This is a genomic window from Ensifer adhaerens (assembly GCF_000697965.2).
GTDB classification, from domain to species: Bacteria; Pseudomonadota; Alphaproteobacteria; order Rhizobiales; family Rhizobiaceae; genus Ensifer; species Ensifer adhaerens.
The window spans coordinates 1372783-1388250 of the sequence record NZ_CP015881.1; the positions used below are offsets into that span (position 1 = coordinate 1372783).

General features: G+C 63.7%; 13 protein-coding genes. 2 read left to right on the top strand and 11 right to left on the bottom strand.

Annotated features, from left to right (window positions below; all coding sequences use genetic code 11):
* Position 1 precedes the first annotated feature (1 nt).
* The 11 genes from repA to FA04_RS25975 all read right to left on the bottom strand — a co-directional run bounded on the left by repA (position 2) and on the right by FA04_RS25975 (position 12306).
* Positions 2-1261 (bottom strand): plasmid partitioning protein RepA, encoded by a 1260-nt coding sequence (gene repA, locus FA04_RS25925; RefSeq protein ID WP_034805794.1) that lies wholly within the window; start codon positions 1259-1261, stop codon positions 2-4.
* A gap of 250 nt (positions 1262-1511) precedes the next feature.
* Complete coding sequence (locus FA04_RS25930; RefSeq protein ID WP_034805790.1) at positions 1512-2951, bottom strand: M20 family metallopeptidase; 1440 nt, start codon at positions 2949-2951, stop codon at positions 1512-1514.
* A gap of 113 nt (positions 2952-3064) precedes the next feature.
* Positions 3065-4609, bottom strand: a complete 1545-nt coding sequence (locus FA04_RS25935; RefSeq protein ID WP_034805786.1) for an ABC transporter substrate-binding protein — start codon at positions 4607-4609, stop codon at positions 3065-3067.
* 37 nt (positions 4610-4646) lie between these two features.
* Positions 4647-5504 (bottom strand): serine hydrolase, encoded by an 858-nt coding sequence (locus FA04_RS25940; protein ID WP_034805783.1) that lies wholly within the window; start codon positions 5502-5504, stop codon positions 4647-4649.
* Between the two features lies 1 nt (position 5505).
* On the bottom strand, positions 5506-7134 hold the full coding sequence (locus FA04_RS25945) for an ABC transporter ATP-binding protein (RefSeq protein WP_034805780.1): 1629 nt from the start codon (positions 7132-7134) through the stop codon (positions 5506-5508).
* The gene (locus tag FA04_RS25950; protein WP_034805777.1) at positions 7131-7949 is read right to left on the bottom strand and encodes an ABC transporter permease; all 819 of its coding nucleotides are present in this window, start codon (positions 7947-7949) and stop codon (positions 7131-7133) included. Before FA04_RS25950 ends, FA04_RS25945 begins: the two co-directional genes overlap by 4 nt.
* Positions 7946-8890 (bottom strand): ABC transporter permease, encoded by a 945-nt coding sequence (locus tag FA04_RS25955; protein ID WP_034805773.1) that lies wholly within the window; start codon positions 8888-8890, stop codon positions 7946-7948. The genes FA04_RS25950 and FA04_RS25955 overlap by 4 nt, the downstream gene beginning before the upstream one ends.
* A 215-nt stretch (positions 8891-9105) precedes the next feature.
* Positions 9106-10224 carry an NAD(P)-binding domain-containing protein gene (locus tag FA04_RS25960; protein ID WP_051659710.1) on the bottom strand — a complete coding sequence of 373 codons (1119 nt, stop codon included), beginning with the start codon at positions 10222-10224 and terminating at the stop codon, positions 9106-9108.
* A 57-nt stretch (positions 10225-10281) separates the two neighbouring features.
* The gene (locus FA04_RS25965) at positions 10282-10770 is read right to left on the bottom strand and encodes a GAF domain-containing protein (RefSeq protein WP_034805770.1); all 489 of its coding nucleotides are present in this window, start codon (positions 10768-10770) and stop codon (positions 10282-10284) included.
* A gap of 89 nt (positions 10771-10859) precedes the next feature.
* Positions 10860-11762: a LysR family transcriptional regulator gene (locus FA04_RS25970; RefSeq protein ID WP_034805970.1), complete on the bottom strand. Its 903-nt coding sequence runs from the start codon at positions 11760-11762 to the stop codon at positions 10860-10862.
* A 157-nt stretch (positions 11763-11919) separates the two neighbouring features.
* Complete coding sequence (locus tag FA04_RS25975) at positions 11920-12306, bottom strand: BRA0787 family protein (protein WP_034805768.1); 387 nt, start codon at positions 12304-12306, stop codon at positions 11920-11922.
* 396 nt (positions 12307-12702) lie between these two features.
* On the opposite strand from FA04_RS25975, the gene FA04_RS25980 reads away from it, so the two are divergent.
* The gene (locus FA04_RS25980) at positions 12703-13920 is read left to right on the top strand and encodes an SfnB family sulfur acquisition oxidoreductase (RefSeq protein ID WP_034805765.1); all 1218 of its coding nucleotides are present in this window, start codon (positions 12703-12705) and stop codon (positions 13918-13920) included.
* 79 nt (positions 13921-13999) lie between these two features.
* On the top strand, positions 14000-15397 hold the full coding sequence (locus FA04_RS25985) for an LLM class flavin-dependent oxidoreductase (RefSeq protein WP_034805763.1): 1398 nt from the start codon (positions 14000-14002) through the stop codon (positions 15395-15397).
* The last annotated feature ends 71 nt before the right edge of the window (positions 15398-15468 follow it).

The window sequence follows — 15468 nt, forward strand, 5'->3', positions numbered from 1 at the left end:
GTCAGCGCCCCCAGGCCGCGTGAATGAGCGTTTCGATCTCGCCGTTGACGGCGTTCAGCGATTCGATCGCGCGGTCATAGGTGGCGCGGGTAAAATTCTCGCGTCCGACCTCGTAGAGCGTCTGCTTCGTCAGGCCGGCATCGGAAACCGCGGTGGACTTCACCATGGCCGAGGTCAACACCCGGTCGCCGAAGAGCGAACGCATGAAGCCGACAATCTGGGCCTGCGGCCCGTCGTTCGGCTCGAAGCGGGTGACGAGGTAGCGCAGGAAGTCGAAGTTGAGTTCGCCACCGGCCTCGCGCACGACGCTCAGGAGGTCCGACGTCATGTAGAGAAACTGGTTCATCGAGGCGACGTCGAGCATCTGCGGATGCACGGTGACGACGACGGACGTCGAGGCGCAGAGCGCTGACAGCGTCAGATAGCCGAGCTGCGGCGGGCAGTCGATGATGACGACGTCATAGTCGTCGGCGACGCTCGCAAGGGCGGCCTGCACGCGGGCGAAGAACAGCGGGCCAGCGTCCGTGCCATTGTGACGGGCGCTCAGTGCCTGCGGCGTCGTGTGCTCGAACTCCTGCAGTTCGAGATTTCCCGGCACGAGATCGAGGCCGTCGAAATAGGTCTTGCGGATGATGTCCTTCAACGGCCGCGCCTCGGCGTCGTAGCGGATCGCGCCATAGAGCGTGTCGTTGCCGGTAAGGTCGAGTTCCGGCTGGTAACCGAAGAGTGCGGACAGCGAGGCCTGCGGGTCGAGGTCGACGGCGAGCACGCGGTGGCCGGTCAACGCCAGATATTGCGCGATATGCACCGACGATGTGGTCTTGCCGGAGCCGCCCTTGAAGTTGGTGACCGAGATCACCTGCAGGTGTTCGCCTGCTTCCGCATCGCGCCACTTGAGATAGCTGCGCGCCTTGGCGGCGTTGCCCTTGGCAAGCGCCTGTTCGGCCAAGTGCCGGCGAAGCGCATTGATGTCGGAGAGTGAATAGGAGCGGCGGCCGCCAAGCCCGGTATCGGGCTGCGGACCTTCACCCGCAAGCGAGAGCTGGCGCAGATAGCCGTCAGAAACGCCGATCAGCTTGGCCGCCTCGCCCGAGGTGAAGCTGCGCAATGTCTTCATCGCCGTCGGCGCGAACAGGCGCTCGCGCATCGCCTTCAACTGTTCGGAAAGCGCGCGGGCATCGGCCGCGATCGCTTCGTCGGCCGGACGGCGTGCCTGGGAGTGACCCGCGTCCTGTCTTGCCTGGGTTGCCGTCATATTCATTCTGCCATACTCCTTGCGCGTGTCAGCGGCCCAACGGCGCCACATCACGCTAACAGAGATTCAATTCAAATACGGCCAATCGGCACTTATTCGGAAAACTCCGTAACAGAGATGCCGGAGCCTGCGATTCGCGTCAAGAGTCTGGCGCCATTCAAAGGCGCGTGCACTCGCCGGGCAGACGTTCCGGACGCCGACAAAACGAAACGCCCGCGGGGTGGCGCGGGCGTTTGCAGGCATCGAAAAAATGATTTCAGAGTTTCGGACCGATATGATCCGGGATCGGGCATTGGTAGGGCTTGCCCTGGGTCTTTTCACGCCACTCGGCCTTTGCCCGTGCCAAAAGATCGGCATCGAGGATCAGGTCGAGGCCGGTCGTGGCCAGTGATTTTGCCGCGTGGGCGAAAGCCTTGTGGGCGGCCGGGCTCTTGCCCTGCGCCACCACCTGCCAGGTGTGCGGCGCCGTGCCGATCGCCCAGGCGGGCGCCCAGCATTGCGCGGTCGGCGTGATCCAGCTGACGTCGCCGACATCGGTCGAGCCGGCGCGGAAATGCGACTGGCCCTCGAAATCGCGAAGGCCGAGATGCAGACCGGTCGAACCGTCCATGCGGCTGTTCGCAAAAACATCGCCCTTGATTTGGTAAAGCCGGATGCTGCTCGAGATTGCTTCCTGCGTCAGCGTCTTCTGGATGTCCTTGGCAAAGGCGATATCGGCCTCGTCGAAGGGAACCGGCCCGAGCGCCACCATGTTGTCGTGGATCGCCGTTTCCAGCGCGATGTTGGGCAGCAGGTTGGTCGCCGCCCGGTCAAAGACGATCTCGACCTCGGTTTCGGTCATCATCGCCGCCCCCTTGGCGATCTTGTCGATGCGGGCAGCGAGCGCTAAGGCCTCCGGCATCTGCGGCGCCCGCACGAGATAGAGCGCCTCGGCGCGGGCCTGGACGACGTTTGCCGCCTTGCCGCCGGCATCGGTGATCGCATAGTGCACGCGGCAATCCTGCGGCATATGCTCCCTCAGGAAGTTGACGCCGACATTCATCAGTTCCAGCGCGTCGAGCGCGCTGCGGCCGAGATGGGCACCGTTCGATGCGTGCGCGGCGACGCCCTTGAAGCGGTAATAGATTTCAAGAACGGCGAGATTGTTGGTCGAGCGTACGCCGTTGAAGGGTGCCGGGTGCCAGGTCAGCGCCGTATCGACACCCGCGAAGATGCCGGCGCGTGCCATGAAGGTCTTGCCGGAACCGCCCTCCTCGCCGGGGCAGCCGTAATAGCGCACCGTACCCGGCAAGTCGTTTTCCTTGAGGTAGCGGGCAAGCGCGACGGCAGCGAGCAGCGAACCCGTGCCGAGCAGATTGTGACCGCAACCATGGCCCGTACCGCCCTCAGTGAGCGCTTTCGCCTCGGCGACGCCGGCCACCTGGCTCAGACCCGCAAGCGCGTCGAACTCACCAAGAAAGGCGATCACCGGCAGGCCCTGCCCGCTCTCGCCGACGAAGGCGGTATCGATGTCCGCCAGTCCGCGCGACACGCGAAACCCATGCTTCTCCAGCATGGCGATCTGCGTCGCTACCGACTTTTCCTCATGAAAACTCAGTTCCGCATGGTCCCAGATCGCGTCGCTCATTTCGGCGAATTCGGGCTTCAGCGCTTCGATCGTGTCGACAAGGGCGGTCCGGGCGGCTGGATTTGGCATCAATCATCCTTTTGCGACGGCGCGGGGCGCGGTCGCATCAGCAGTTTTGTCTAAGGAGGTGCGGAGGGCGACAAACGGCCGCCATCCGCTGGAGAGAAAGGACTACGCCCGCATCAGTCGTCGAGCGTCACTTCCCAGAGGCGGGTGTTGGACTGCCAGACCGGCTGGCCGTGCAGCTTCTTGGTGGCGCCCCAGATGTCGACCATGTCGTACATGAAGATGCCGGGGACCTCGTCGAGCATCAGCTGGTGGAACTCGTCGAAGATCGCCTGGCGCTTGGCCTGGTCGGCCTCGACATAGGCTGCCTTCATCAGTTCAACCGCCTTCGGGTTGTCCCACATCAGCGAGGCGTTCTTGTCCTTGTTGCCGACATAGAAGCTGTACATCAGCGCCGGATCGAGACGCGGCGACACCGACTGCGAGATCACCTGATAGTTGCCGGAGCGGCGGCGATCGACCTGGGTCGCATAGTCGAGCACTTCGATCTGCACGTTGAGGCCCACCTGCTGCATCATCGCCTGGGCGACGACGGCAGCGGGGAAGCTCGGCACGTTGCCGCGCTTGTTGGCGATGATGGTGATCGGCTCGCCGTTGTAGCCGGCATCAGCCAGGTTCTTCTTCGCTTTTTCGAGATCCATCGGGATCTTCTTCTTCTGGACGTCGGAGTAGAAGATCGAGTCGGCCGAGACCATCGATGCGTTGGCTTCGCCGGTGCCGTTGGAAACAGCGGCGACGAGCTGGTCGAGGTCGAGCGCTTCGGCCATCGCGCGGCGAACCGCAACGTTGCTCAGGATCTTGTCGCGGGTCTGGAAGTAAAGCAGGTTCTTGCCGTTGTTGCGCTTGACGATGAGTTGCATCGTGTCGCTGTCCTTGAACTCGGCAATGAGATCGGCCGAGACTTCGGCGGTGTCGAGCGCGCCCGAAAGCAGGCCGGTCTTCACGGTCGAGGCGTCCGGGATCACCATGAACTTGATGCCGTCGACGAGCGGCCGCTTCGAGCCGACCATGCCATCGGGCTTGCCGTCATTGGCGGGTGAGACGTAGTCGGCGTTCTTTTCGAGCCGGACATATTCGCCCTTCTTCCATTCCGCCCACTTGAACGGGCCGGTGCCGATGGGCGCAGTGTAAGCGCCGTCTGCGCCGACGGAATCTTGGGAGACGATGCCGGTGTAGCCGCATTCCGGCCGGGCCATCAGGCCGAGAAAGACGGCCGAAGGCTTCTCGATACTCATGGTGACGGTGGAGGCGTCGGCTGCGGCGACGCTCGTCACCTTGATCGACTTGCTGCCGTCGAAGTCGCCGGCGCAGGTCCACTTGGTCTCCGGCTTCATGTAGCGGTTCCAGTTCCAGACCACGTCTTCCGCGGTCAGCGCCTTACCGTTGTGGAACTTCACGTCGTCTCGCAGCTTGAACGTATAGATCAGGCCATCGGGCGAAACCTCGAAGCTTTTCGCGAGCAGCGGCTTCACTTCGCCGTTCTCGGCGTAGCCGACCAGACCTTCGACGATGTGGAAGATCACCGAGTCGGTGTTGCCGTCGCGGTTGACGCCGGGCTCGTTGCTGCGGATGTCCGAGCTCTGGGCGACCGTCAGGTCACGCGCATGGCCGAGCGCGATCGCGCTCATCAGCATGGTTCCGGCAAGAAGTATGGTTTTCATGGTTCCTCTCTCTTTTCTGATTGTTGGTGTTGTCGGTTCAAAAGGCGCGCCAGCAGACCTGTGACAGCTTGCCGATGGTTTCGAGCGCGATGGTGTAGCCGGGCGTGCCGTCGGGCATCAGCGCGGGTACGCCGTCGGTGAAGGCGGCGATCGCATAGAGCGGCTTGCCGTCGCGATAGACGACGCCGGCATCCATGCGGCCGCGTTTGCCGCGACCCCCCTTGCAGGCGACGACCGTATCGAAGGGCAGCCGCGAGCGGATGCCATAGCGCAAAACCTGGTTCTTCAGCGTCTGCACAGCGAAGGCGGCGAGCTCGACCGTGATGCCAAGCCTGGCGGCAGCAGCGGCATCGTGCTCGGCGGCGAGGATCAGTTCCAGCAGCATCACCTGGTCGGCAGCCGTCGTCGTCGTGACGTCGGCCAGCGAATGATCGGGTTTGAGCGCCAGCGGCGGAATGAGGAAGCGATGGTGCGTGCCCACCATGCCGAGCGCCTTGCAATAGCCGTCGACCTCTTCAAGCGTCAGCCGCTCGAACACCATCTTGGTGCAGACATTGTCGCTCAGAACCATCATGCCGACGATCGCGTCGCGCAGCGAAATGACGATTCCAGGCGTCAGGTAGCGGAACATGCCGCTCGCCACTTCCTGGGCGAGCCGTGCTTCGTAGGTGATGCGCTCGTCAAGATGAAGCCGGCCTTCTGCCACCGCCTTCAGCGCCGCCATCATGATCGAGGTTTTGCGGGTGCTGGCAGATGGTGTTTCCTCACCCTCGCCACGGCCGATGGTTTCACCGGTCTGGAGATTGCGCACGAGGAAGCGGGTGACGAAGGGCTCCGCGTCGGCGATCGCGTGGAGTTCGGCCGCGATCGCACCGGTCTTGATTTCCGTGCTCATCTCAGGCCTCCAGCCGCCATTTGAGGGTGACGCCACCGGTCTGGTTGAGATCGAGCGCCGGGATCGCCGAAAGCAGCTTGCGGGTATAGGCATCCTTCGGCGCATCGAAGATCCGGTCGCGGTCGCCTTCTTCGATGATGCGCCCGTCCTGCATGACGATGACGCGGTCGGCGACCTGCTCGACGACGCCGAGGTCGTGGCTGATGAACAGGCACGAGAAGCCGTAGCGCTTCTGCAGGTTCGAGAAGAGTTCCAGCACCTGAGAGCGAACGGTTACGTCGAGCGCCGACACCGGCTCGTCGGCGATCAGGAATTTTGGCCGCCGTGCGATGGCGCGGGCGATAGCCACACGCTGGCGCTGGCCGCCCGAGAGCTCATGCGGATAGCGATTGGCGAAATCGGCGCTGAGCCCGACTTCCTCAAGCGTTTCGAGCGCACGGCGACGCTTGGCCGGCGTATCGAGGTCCGGCACCAGCCGCAGCGCTTCCTCGACGAGCGCCTGAATGGTCATGCGCGGATCGAGCGACGAATAGGGATCCTGGAAGACCATCTGGCAGTTCAGCCTATAATCGCGCCAGTCGGCGCTGCGCTCGCGGCCCTGGAACAGGATGTCGCCTTCGGCCTGCTGGACGAGGCCTGCGATGGTGCGGCCGAGCGTCGTCTTGCCAGAGCCGGAACCGCCGACCAGTGCCACGACCTCGCCGACATGGATATCGACGCTGACGCCGTGCAGCGCGCGCTTCGGCTCGTGCCTGCGGAAGAGACCCTTGCGGCCGGGATACTCGACGACAATATTGCGCGCCGAAACCATCGGCGTGCGGGTCATGTCGAGCTCACGCGCAGCACCACGGAACGGCAGCGACGAAAGCAGCTTGCGGGTATAGGGATGCTGCGGTGCTTGCAGGATCTCCTCGGTCAGCCCCTGCTCGACGACGACGCCCTTTTCCATCACCACGAAACGGTTGGTGTAGCGGGCGACCATCGGCAGGTCGTGGCTGATGAGCAGCACTGCAGTGCCCTCGGCCTGGGTCAACTCGACCATCAGCTCCATGACGTCGCGCTGGACGACGGCATCGAGCGCGGTCGTCGGCTCGTCTGCGATCAGCAAGGCTGGCTTCAACAGCATCACCGAGGCGAGCATGATGCGCTGGCGCATGCCGCCGGAGAACTCGTGCGGATAGGCGGTCAACGCCCGCTCCGGCTCGCGTATGCCGACGCGACCAAGCATCGAGAGGATCGCCGTGCGGCGCTCCTCGACCGACATCTTTGTGTGCAGGATCAGCCCTTCCTCGAGCTGCCGGCCGATGGTCATCGACGGGTTGAGCGAGGTCATCGGCTCCTGGAAGACGACGCCGACCTCCCCGCCGCGAAGCTGGCGGAGATCCCGGTCCTTCATGCCGAGCACATCCTTACCCCGGTAGAGGATCGTGCCGCCGATACGGCGGACGGCCGGCGGAATGAGCCCGATGATCGCGCGTGTCGCCAGTGTCTTGCCGGAGCCGCTTTCGCCGACGATGCCGACGATTTCGCCGGGCGCGACGTCAAAGCTGACGTTCTTCACTACCTGGTTGCCGGAGTGAGTGACGGCAAGCGAAAGGCGCTGGACACTGAGAAGAGGATTGCCGGTCATTTCAGGCCTCGCATGCGGGGGTCGAGACGGTCGCGTAGCGCGTCGCCCAGAAGGTTGATGCCGAGCAAAGTGAGAGCGATGCAGAGACCGGGGAAGAAACCGAGCCAGACGGCCTGTTCTATGAAGGGGCGGCCGGCGGCGAGCATGTTTCCCCAGGTGGGTGCCGGTGGCGGCACGCCGAGACCGAGGAAGGAAAGCGCGCTTTCCGAGAGGATCGCCCAGCCGAACATCGAGGTGGCAAGCACCGTGATCGGCGCGACGCAGTTCGGCAGGATATGGCGCAGCATCGTATATATCTCGCCATTGCCCATCACCCGCGACGCCTCGATGAACTCGCGTTCGCGCAGCGACAGCACCGCTCCGCGCACCACGCGGGCCATTGACGGCGTATAGGCGATGCCGAGCGCGAAGATGATGCCGTACTGGTTGGCGCCGAAGACGGCGAGCAGGCCGAGCGCCAGCAGGATGCCGGGGAAGGCCAGGAGCGCGTTGTTGATCGCCATGATCACGCCATCGACCCAGCCGCGCGCATAGCCGCTGACGATGCCGATGAAGGTGCCGAAGACGACGGCGAAGGTGACGGTCAGGAAGCCGATCCAGACGCTGGCACGGGCGCCGACCATCAGGCGGCTGGCGACATCGCGGCCGAACTCGTCGGTGCCGAGCCAGTGCGCTGCACCGGGTGCGGCAAGCCGCGCGGTGAAGCCGAGCGCCATCGGATCATAAGGCGTCCAGAAAAGGCCGATGAGGGCGGTGATGACCAGCAGGCCGATCAGGCCGCCGCCGATGGCGCCGTTGAAAGTGAGCTTTCTCATTCTGCCACCACCCGCGGATCGAAGAGAGGATAGAGGAGGTCGACCACCAGATTGACGACGACATAGGAGAAGGCGACGAGCAGCAGGCAGCCCTGGATCACCGGATAGTCGCGCTGGAAGATCGCATCGACCATTAGACGGCCAAGACCCGGAATGGTGAACACCGTCTCGATGACGGCGATGCCGCCGAGCAGGTTGCCGAGGATCAGGCCAATCATCGTCCAGGTCGGGCCGAAGGCGTTCTTGAAGGCGTGGCGCCAGAGAACGGCACTTTCCGAAAGCCCCTTGGCACGGGCATGGGTGATGTAATCGAGCCGCAGCACTTCGAGCGTAGAGGCGCGGGCCATGCGGATGATCACGCCCATCTCGTGGATGACAAGCGTCATGACCGGCAGCACCAGATAGAGAAGGCCGGCCTTCCAGTTCTCCGAGATCGGCACGTAGCCAAGCACCGGCAGCCAGCCGAGCTTCAGGCCGAAGGCGAGCAGCAAGAGAAGACCGAGCCAGAAGGTTGGGATCGACAGAAGCACGGTCGCCGAACCGACAAGCGCCAGGTCGGTCAGGCTGTTCTGCCGCCAGGCGGCGATGACGCCGGCCGGAACCGCGATCAGGCTCGCGAGAAGCACGGCGATGACGACGATTTCGGCGCTGACGAAGAAGCGGCTGACGACCAGATGCAGCACCGGCTCGCCGGTGACGATCGAGGTGCCGAAATCGCCGGAGAGGATGTTGCCGGCCCAGATGACGAATTGCTCCGGGATGCTGCGGTCGAGACCGAGCTCCGCGCGCAACGCGGCAATCTGCTGCGGTTCGGCCATATCGCCGAGCATCAGCGCTGCCGGATCACCGGGAATGAGGCGGATAAGCGTGAAGACGGCAACCGAGACGATCACGATCGTCGGTATCGCCATCACGAGACGATTGAGAATGAATTTGATCATGGGTTCCCCGTACTGAGGCAGGCCGCACGCGTTACCGCGATTCTCCTGCCCGTCGGCTCTCTTGTTGCAGGGACTATGATCGATTGGAAAAAATCGCGCAATATTATGAGTAAATGTCATACATCTATGAAAAGGGCATGCAACTTCATCGCGACCGGGTGGGCGCTGCCCGGCTGCTCGCTGGCGAGGAAGCCGGCGCGATCGCGCCGGCTTCCTCAGGTCAGATGAAGAAAATCGGCCAGTTCGCGGGCGGCAGCGCCTCCTGCCCGGTTCGCACCGATGGTGGAAGCCGACGGCCCGTAGCCGACGAGATGGATGCGCGGGTCTTTTGCCACCTGAGTCGCCAGCCGACCGGTCATCAGGATACCGCCGTCAGCATTGCGCAGTTGCAGCGGCGCCAGGTGATCGAGCGCGCTTCTGAAGCCGGTGCTCCAGAGGATGACGTCGACGGCCAGTTCGCGCCCGTCGGACCAGCGCACGCCGTTTTCGGTCATTTCGGCAAACATCGGCTGGCGCTCGAGCGCGCCGCGTGCACGTGCGGCCATGATCGCAGGTGTCACCGGAATGCCCGTCACCGAGACGACCGAGCCCGGCGGCAGGCCGCGGCGAACCCGGTCCTCGACCATGGCTACGGCGGCGCGTCCAACCTCTGGCGTAAACGGTTCGTCGCGGAAGGCCGGCTCCTCCCGCGTTACCCACGTGGTCGATGTCACCTGCGATATTTCATCGAGCAGCTGGATGGCGGAGATGCCGCCGCCGACGACCAGCACATGCTGCCCCGCGAATTGCGCTGCCGACTGATAATCCTTCGTGTGCAGCTGGTGCCCCTTGAAGCGCTCCGCTCCCGGATAGGGCGGGATATAGGGGGCCTCCCAGGTGCCGGTCGCGTTGATGATGCCGCGGGCAGCATAAGCCCCGTCGTCCGTCTCGACCCTGAAGCGCTCGCCCCGGTCACACACGACCTTGACGGCCACCGCCCGGCGGACCGGCAGACCGAATGCCTTCTCATAGGCGCCGTAATACTGCGGCACGGCGACGGCCGCGTGAACCTCGCCCTTGCTGGTATCGACCGCTTCGGAAAATCTCATGCCGGGAAGATCGTGAATACCGTTGACCGTATTCAAGGTCAGCGACGGCCAGCGAAACTGCCAGGCCCCGCCCGGCTGCGGCGACCGGTCGATGACGACATATTGCCTGTGAGGCGCCAGCCCGAGCCGGCCCAGGTGATAGGCCGAAGACAATCCCGCCTGCCCGGCGCCGATGACGACGATGTCGATCTTGCGGGCCACGCGCGCATGCGTTTCGACATCGACAGGCTGAGCCGCATCCGTCATGGTGCGGCCCGAAGCAAAAGCCTGTCAGTCCTTGCCAGATCATCCACGGCGGCGGCCCTATGCAATTGCCGCTGCGAAGATCGCCGCAAGTTTTTCGATGCCGATCTGGTCGTCGCGGTCGAAGCGTGCAGGCTCCGGGCTGTCGAGATCGATGACGCCGATCACCCGGCCGTCACGCCGCACCGGAACCACGAGTTCCGAGCGCGAGGCCGCATCGCAGGCGATGTGCCCCGGAAAGGCATGGACGTCTTCCACAAGGATCGAGCGGTCTTCCTTGACGGCCGTTCCGCAGACCCCGCGGCCGACGGCGATGCGCACACAGGCAGGCTTGCCCTGGAACGGTCCCAGCACGAGTTCGTCGTCGGTTTCGAGGAAATAAAACCCCGCCCAATTGAGGCTCGGCATGGTCTGGAACATCAGCGCCGACGTATTGGCCGCGTTGGCGATCAGGTTCGGCTCGCCATGAAGCAGCGATTCGAGCTGCTGGGCCAACTCCGCATAGAAAGCGCGCTTGTCGCCTGTGTCGATGGTGGCTGCCTGAAACATGATCTTATCCGCTCTAATGTTCGTATCGGCCGGCAATGTAGTGTCGCGCCCGTCCCATTGCCAATGGCCGCAACCTTGAGGCCATTGTCTCACGGCTGCTGCGAAGCGGCGACCTGCCTTTTGAGGCAGTCAATCATGGCTTGGGCTGCAAGCGACAGCGGTACGCCAGCCGCCGTCGCGACGCCGAAATCCTGGGTGAGGTGCGGCGAAAACGGACGGATCTCGATCGGTAGGTGCCGGTGCAGATTGGCAAAGAAGCTGCTGATGATCGCGACCCCAAGGCCGTAGGCCGCGTAGGCGCAGGCCGAGCTGTTGCTGTGGGTCTCGATCTTGACCTTTTGCGGCACGCCGGCCTTGCGGAAGATCTCGTCGAGCATGACCCGCGTCGGCCGGCGGCGGCCGATCAGGATCAAGGGCACGCCGCGCAGTTCCTTCGGCGTCACGGTTTCGTGCTGCGAAAGCGTGTGCCCCTTTTCCATGACGCAGACGCTGAGGCCGGTTGCGACCGGCTGCATTTCGAGACCGGCGCTCAGCTGCCCCTCATAACGCAGGAAGCCGAAATCGATGATGCGCTGCTCGACGAGGCGGGCGATCGCAACGGTCGTGTCGAAGAAGGTTTCGACGCGCACGCCGGGAAAATCCTTGGCATAGTCGGCGAGCATCGCCGGGGCGAAGGTCTCGGACATGCTGTTCGGCAGGCCGATGCGCACGACCTCTGGGCCGACTGCGCCGCTGCGCAGGTCCTGCGCCAGATTGGTGAACCGGTCGATGCCGAGCAAGATATGCTCCGCATCCTCGGCGAGCTTCATCGCCTCGGGCGTCGCAATCAGCCGGCCCTTGTCACGGGCAAAAAGCGTCAGCGACAGCTCTTCCTCGAGCTGCTGCAACAGCCGGCTGACGCCGGACTGGCTGAGCCCCATCGTCTTGGCGGCCGCAATCGTCGATCCGGTCGCCAACAGCGTGCGCAGCACTTCCAATTGTCGAAAATTCACGCCGCCCCCGGTCCGCTCGAACATCCGCTTGCTCTCCCCTCGTGTTTACGGGAAGGCGATGCTTCAAGGAAGGGGTCGGCAAGGTGCGGGGAAATCCGTGACGGATACCCGCCGGGAACGAGGAGCGCGCACGCGCGCTCCTCTGAGGTCACCGGTCTCACGCGCTGGCGTGGACCGGATGGTTGAAGCGGTCGGCGAAGATCTCGATCGAGCCGCGACCGAAGCTGCGCAGCTGCCGCCGCGTCAGCACCGACATGACACGCGCGGCCGTCGAGACGGTCATGGCGTCGAGCGGCCCTTCACCGCTCCACGGCTTGTTCAGTCGGTCGGTTACGATGCCGATGAGGTTTGCCGGCATGATGTCGCTGCAAGGTTTCATCCAGTCGAAGACCTCGCTGATGGGAATGCGCTTGCCTTCGAACGCAACGATGGGCTCGGGCATGTTGGCGCCCCAGTCATCATAGGCCTCCAGAGCATCACGAAACAGGTTCTGCAGCGTGATGGAGGCGTGCCCTTCATGGAGAGCAGGCAGGAAATTCGTCATTTGTGTCTCCTTCAGTGGTTAAGGCCGGGAAACGCGAATGGCCAATTCTGTCAGCATATGTTTGTGTTCGTGCCGGGTGGCCGATACTCTGGGGCCACACGACGGGTCAAACTGCAGGCGATGAGGCAAATGCACAAATCGGGCGATGGTTCCCTGAGCCGCAGTCAATTTTGGCGGGAAATCGGTGAGCATACACGCCGCCGAGCATCACCAGGGTCCTCTTCCCTGGCCTTCCCCCGAATCGATCTTACCCATCCCGACCCGAAGGTAAACACCAAGTCGCCATCAAGGCCGAAACGAAATACTCAAATCGATAATTTCTATAGAATATACTATCTTACCCGATCAGGCCAGATAATTCACTGATATGCACCTCAATCGACAGGGAGCAGTCACATGGGAACGATCTCGCGGCTTTCCGAGAAAACTAGAGCCCCGGCGCACCGGATCGAAAGCGAAGAGGAAGCGCTGTCGATCGCGCGTGAGCTGGCGGCGGAATTTGCAGGGAGTGCCAACGAGCGGGACACGGATCGCATTCTGCCCTTCGACGAGCTCGATGCGCTCGCCCAATCCGGCCTGCTGGCGATCACCGTGCCGCCGGAGTATGACGGCATAGACGTCTCCAATGCCGTTCTTGCCGAAGTCACCGCCATCCTTTCGGAAGCGGATTCCTCGATCGGCCAGATCCCGCAGAACCATTTCTACATTCTCGAGGCGCTGCGCACCGATGGCACCGAGGAGCAAAAGGCCTTTTTCTTCGGCCGGGCGCTTGCCGGCGACCGTTTCGGCAACGCCCTTTCGGAGCGTGGCACGAAAACCGTCGGCGACTATGAGACCCGGCTTTCCTCCGACGGCCCCGGCTTCCGTCTGAACGGGCGCAAATATTATTCGACCGGCGTGTTGTTTGCCGAATGGATCGTCATCTTCGCCCTTGATCCGAACGACAAGCTGACCATGGCCTTCGTGCCGCGCGGCGCGGAGGGCTTGCAGATCATCGACGACTGGGACGGCTTCGGCCAGCGCACGACCGGCAGCGGCACGACCGTGCTGCAGAACGTCTATGTGGCCGCCGATGCGGTGGTGCGCCATCACCGCGGCTTCGAAAGGCCGACGACGATCGGTAGCGTCGGCCAGATCATCCATGCCGGCATCGATCTCGGCATTGCCCGGGCAGCCTTTGCCGAAACCCTCGACTTTGTCCGCAATCATGCGCGCCCCTGGATGGACAGTGGCGCCGAACGGGCGGCCGACGATCCGTTGACGATCGCCCGCATCGGCCAGCTTGCCATCCGCCTGGAGGCGGCAACGGCCACGCTGGAGCGTGCCGGCAAAAAGGTCGACGTCGCCCAGATCAACGGTACCGAGGAAAGCGTGATCGAAGCGACGCTTGCCGTTGCCGCGGCAAAGGTCCTGACGACCGAAATCGCCTTGGAAGCGAGCAACACGCTCTTCGAACTCGCCGGCACCGCATCGACGAAGATCGGCCTCAACCTCGACCGCCATTGGCGAAACGCCCGCACCCACACGCTGCACGACCCGGTGCGCTGGAAGCATCACGTTGTCGGCAACTACCACCTGAACGGCATCAAGCCGCCGAAGAACGGCGCACTCTGAGCCCATCGACCGCGCGCGATCGTCCCGAGGCGTGACCGGCGCTTTGGGCAACGCCCAACCTTGCCCGAAGGAGAGCCCCATGAGCCGCGAAATCCGGCTGAATGCCTTTGACATGAACTGCGTCGGCCACCAGTCGCCAGGGCTCTGGACCCATCCGCGCGACCAGTCCTGGCGCTACAAGGATCTCGATTACTGGGTGCATCTGGCAAAAACGCTCGAGCGCGGCAAGTTCGACGGCCTGTTCATCGCCGACGTGCTGGGCGTCTATGACGTGCTGAACGGCAATGCGGATGCAGCCCTTCGGCATTCGGCCCAGGTCCCGGTCAACGACCCGCTGCAACTGGTGCCGACCATGGCCTACGAGACCGAGCATCTCGGCTTCGGGCTGACGGCGTCGCTCTCCTTCGAGCATCCCTATACCTTCGCCCGCCGCATCTCGACGCTCGACCATCTGACCCGGGGGCGTGTCGGCTGGAACATCGTCACCTCCTACCTCAACAGCGGCGCGCTCAACATCGGCCAGGCGCAGCAGGCGCGCCACGACGACCGCTATGATCTCGCCGAGGAATATCTGGAGGTCTGCTACAAGCTCTGGGAAGGAAGCTGGGAGGACGGCGCCGTCGTGCGCGATCGGGCAAGCGGTATCTTCACCCATCCGGAAAAGGTGCATCCGATCAACCATCACGGCCGCCACTTCACGGTTCCCGGCATTCACCTGAGCGAACCGTCGCCGCAGCGCACGCCCGTGCTCTACCAGGCCGGCTCTTCGAGCCGCGGCAAGGACTTTGCCGGGGCGCACGCCGAATGCATCTTCGTCGCCGCGCCATCCAAAACCGTATTGAAGCGCTATGTCGCCAATGTCCGCGAGGCAGCCGCGCGCGCCGGCCGCAACCCACGCGAAATCCTCGCCTTCAATCTGCAGACGGTGATCCTCGGCGAAACCGACGCGGAGGCGAAGAAGAAGTTCGACGAATACCGCAGCCACGTGTCCTACGAGGGTGCCCTGGCGCTGATCTCCGGCTGGACAGGCATCGATTTCGGCCAGTTCGCCCCGGACGAGCCGCTTCGCCACCGTTACACCAACGCGGTGCAATCGGCCGTCGAGACCTTTACGACCATCGACCCGGATCGGGTGTGGACCGTGCGCGAAATGGCCGACTGGGTGGGTATCGGCGGCTTCGGCCCCGTCTTCGTCGGCTCGCCCTCGACGGTCGCCGATCTCCTGCAGGAATGGGTCGAGGACACCGATGTCGACGGCTTCAACCTTGCCTATGCCATCACGCCCGGGACCTTCGAAGACGCCGTCGACCTGCTGGTGCCGGAACTGCAAAGACGCGGCGTCTACAAGACCGGCTACCGCGAAGGCACGCTCCGCGAAAAGCTCTTCGGCGCCGGTCCGAGGCTTGCAGCGCCGCATCCGGGCGCCGGCTATCGCGACCTCGCCGGCCAGCGGCAGACGATCGCGGCCTCCGCTTAAGCGAAGACATCAAAGAAACGCCGCCGGAACCTTTGTTCAGGCGGCGTTTTTCCACGCACAGTCACCCTGTG

What these genes read in the sequence shown, in the direction of transcription:
- FA04_RS25935 (WP_034805786.1), bottom strand. Translation starts at nt 4,609, where the DNA reads ATGAAAACCATACTTCTTGCCGGAACCATGCTGATGAGCGCGATCGCG.
- FA04_RS25975 (WP_034805768.1), bottom strand. Translation starts at nt 12,306, where the DNA reads ATGACGAATTTCCTGCCTGCTCTCCATGAAGGGCACGCCTCCATCACG.
- FA04_RS25940 (WP_034805783.1), bottom strand. Translation starts at nt 5,504, where the DNA reads ATGAGCACGGAAATCAAGACCGGTGCGATCGCGGCCGAACTCCACGCG.
- FA04_RS25945 (WP_034805780.1), bottom strand. Translation starts at nt 7,134, where the DNA reads ATGACCGGCAATCCTCTTCTCAGTGTCCAGCGCCTTTCGCTTGCCGTC.
- FA04_RS25965 (WP_034805770.1), bottom strand. Translation starts at nt 10,770, where the DNA reads ATGTTTCAGGCAGCCACCATCGACACAGGCGACAAGCGCGCTTTCTAT.
- repA (WP_034805794.1), bottom strand. Translation starts at nt 1,261, where the DNA reads ATGAATATGACGGCAACCCAGGCAAGACAGGACGCGGGTCACTCCCAG.
- FA04_RS25930 (WP_034805790.1), bottom strand. Translation starts at nt 2,951, where the DNA reads ATGCCAAATCCAGCCGCCCGGACCGCCCTTGTCGACACGATCGAAGCG.
- FA04_RS25960 (WP_051659710.1), bottom strand. Translation starts at nt 10,224, where the DNA reads ATGACGGATGCGGCTCAGCCTGTCGATGTCGAAACGCATGCGCGCGTG.
- FA04_RS25985 (WP_034805763.1), top strand. Translation starts at nt 14,000, where the DNA reads ATGAGCCGCGAAATCCGGCTGAATGCCTTTGACATGAACTGCGTCGGC.
- FA04_RS25955 (WP_034805773.1), bottom strand. Translation starts at nt 8,890, where the DNA reads ATGATCAAATTCATTCTCAATCGTCTCGTGATGGCGATACCGACGATC.
- FA04_RS25980 (WP_034805765.1), top strand. Translation starts at nt 12,703, where the DNA reads ATGGGAACGATCTCGCGGCTTTCCGAGAAAACTAGAGCCCCGGCGCAC.
- FA04_RS25950 (WP_034805777.1), bottom strand. Translation starts at nt 7,949, where the DNA reads ATGAGAAAGCTCACTTTCAACGGCGCCATCGGCGGCGGCCTGATCGGC.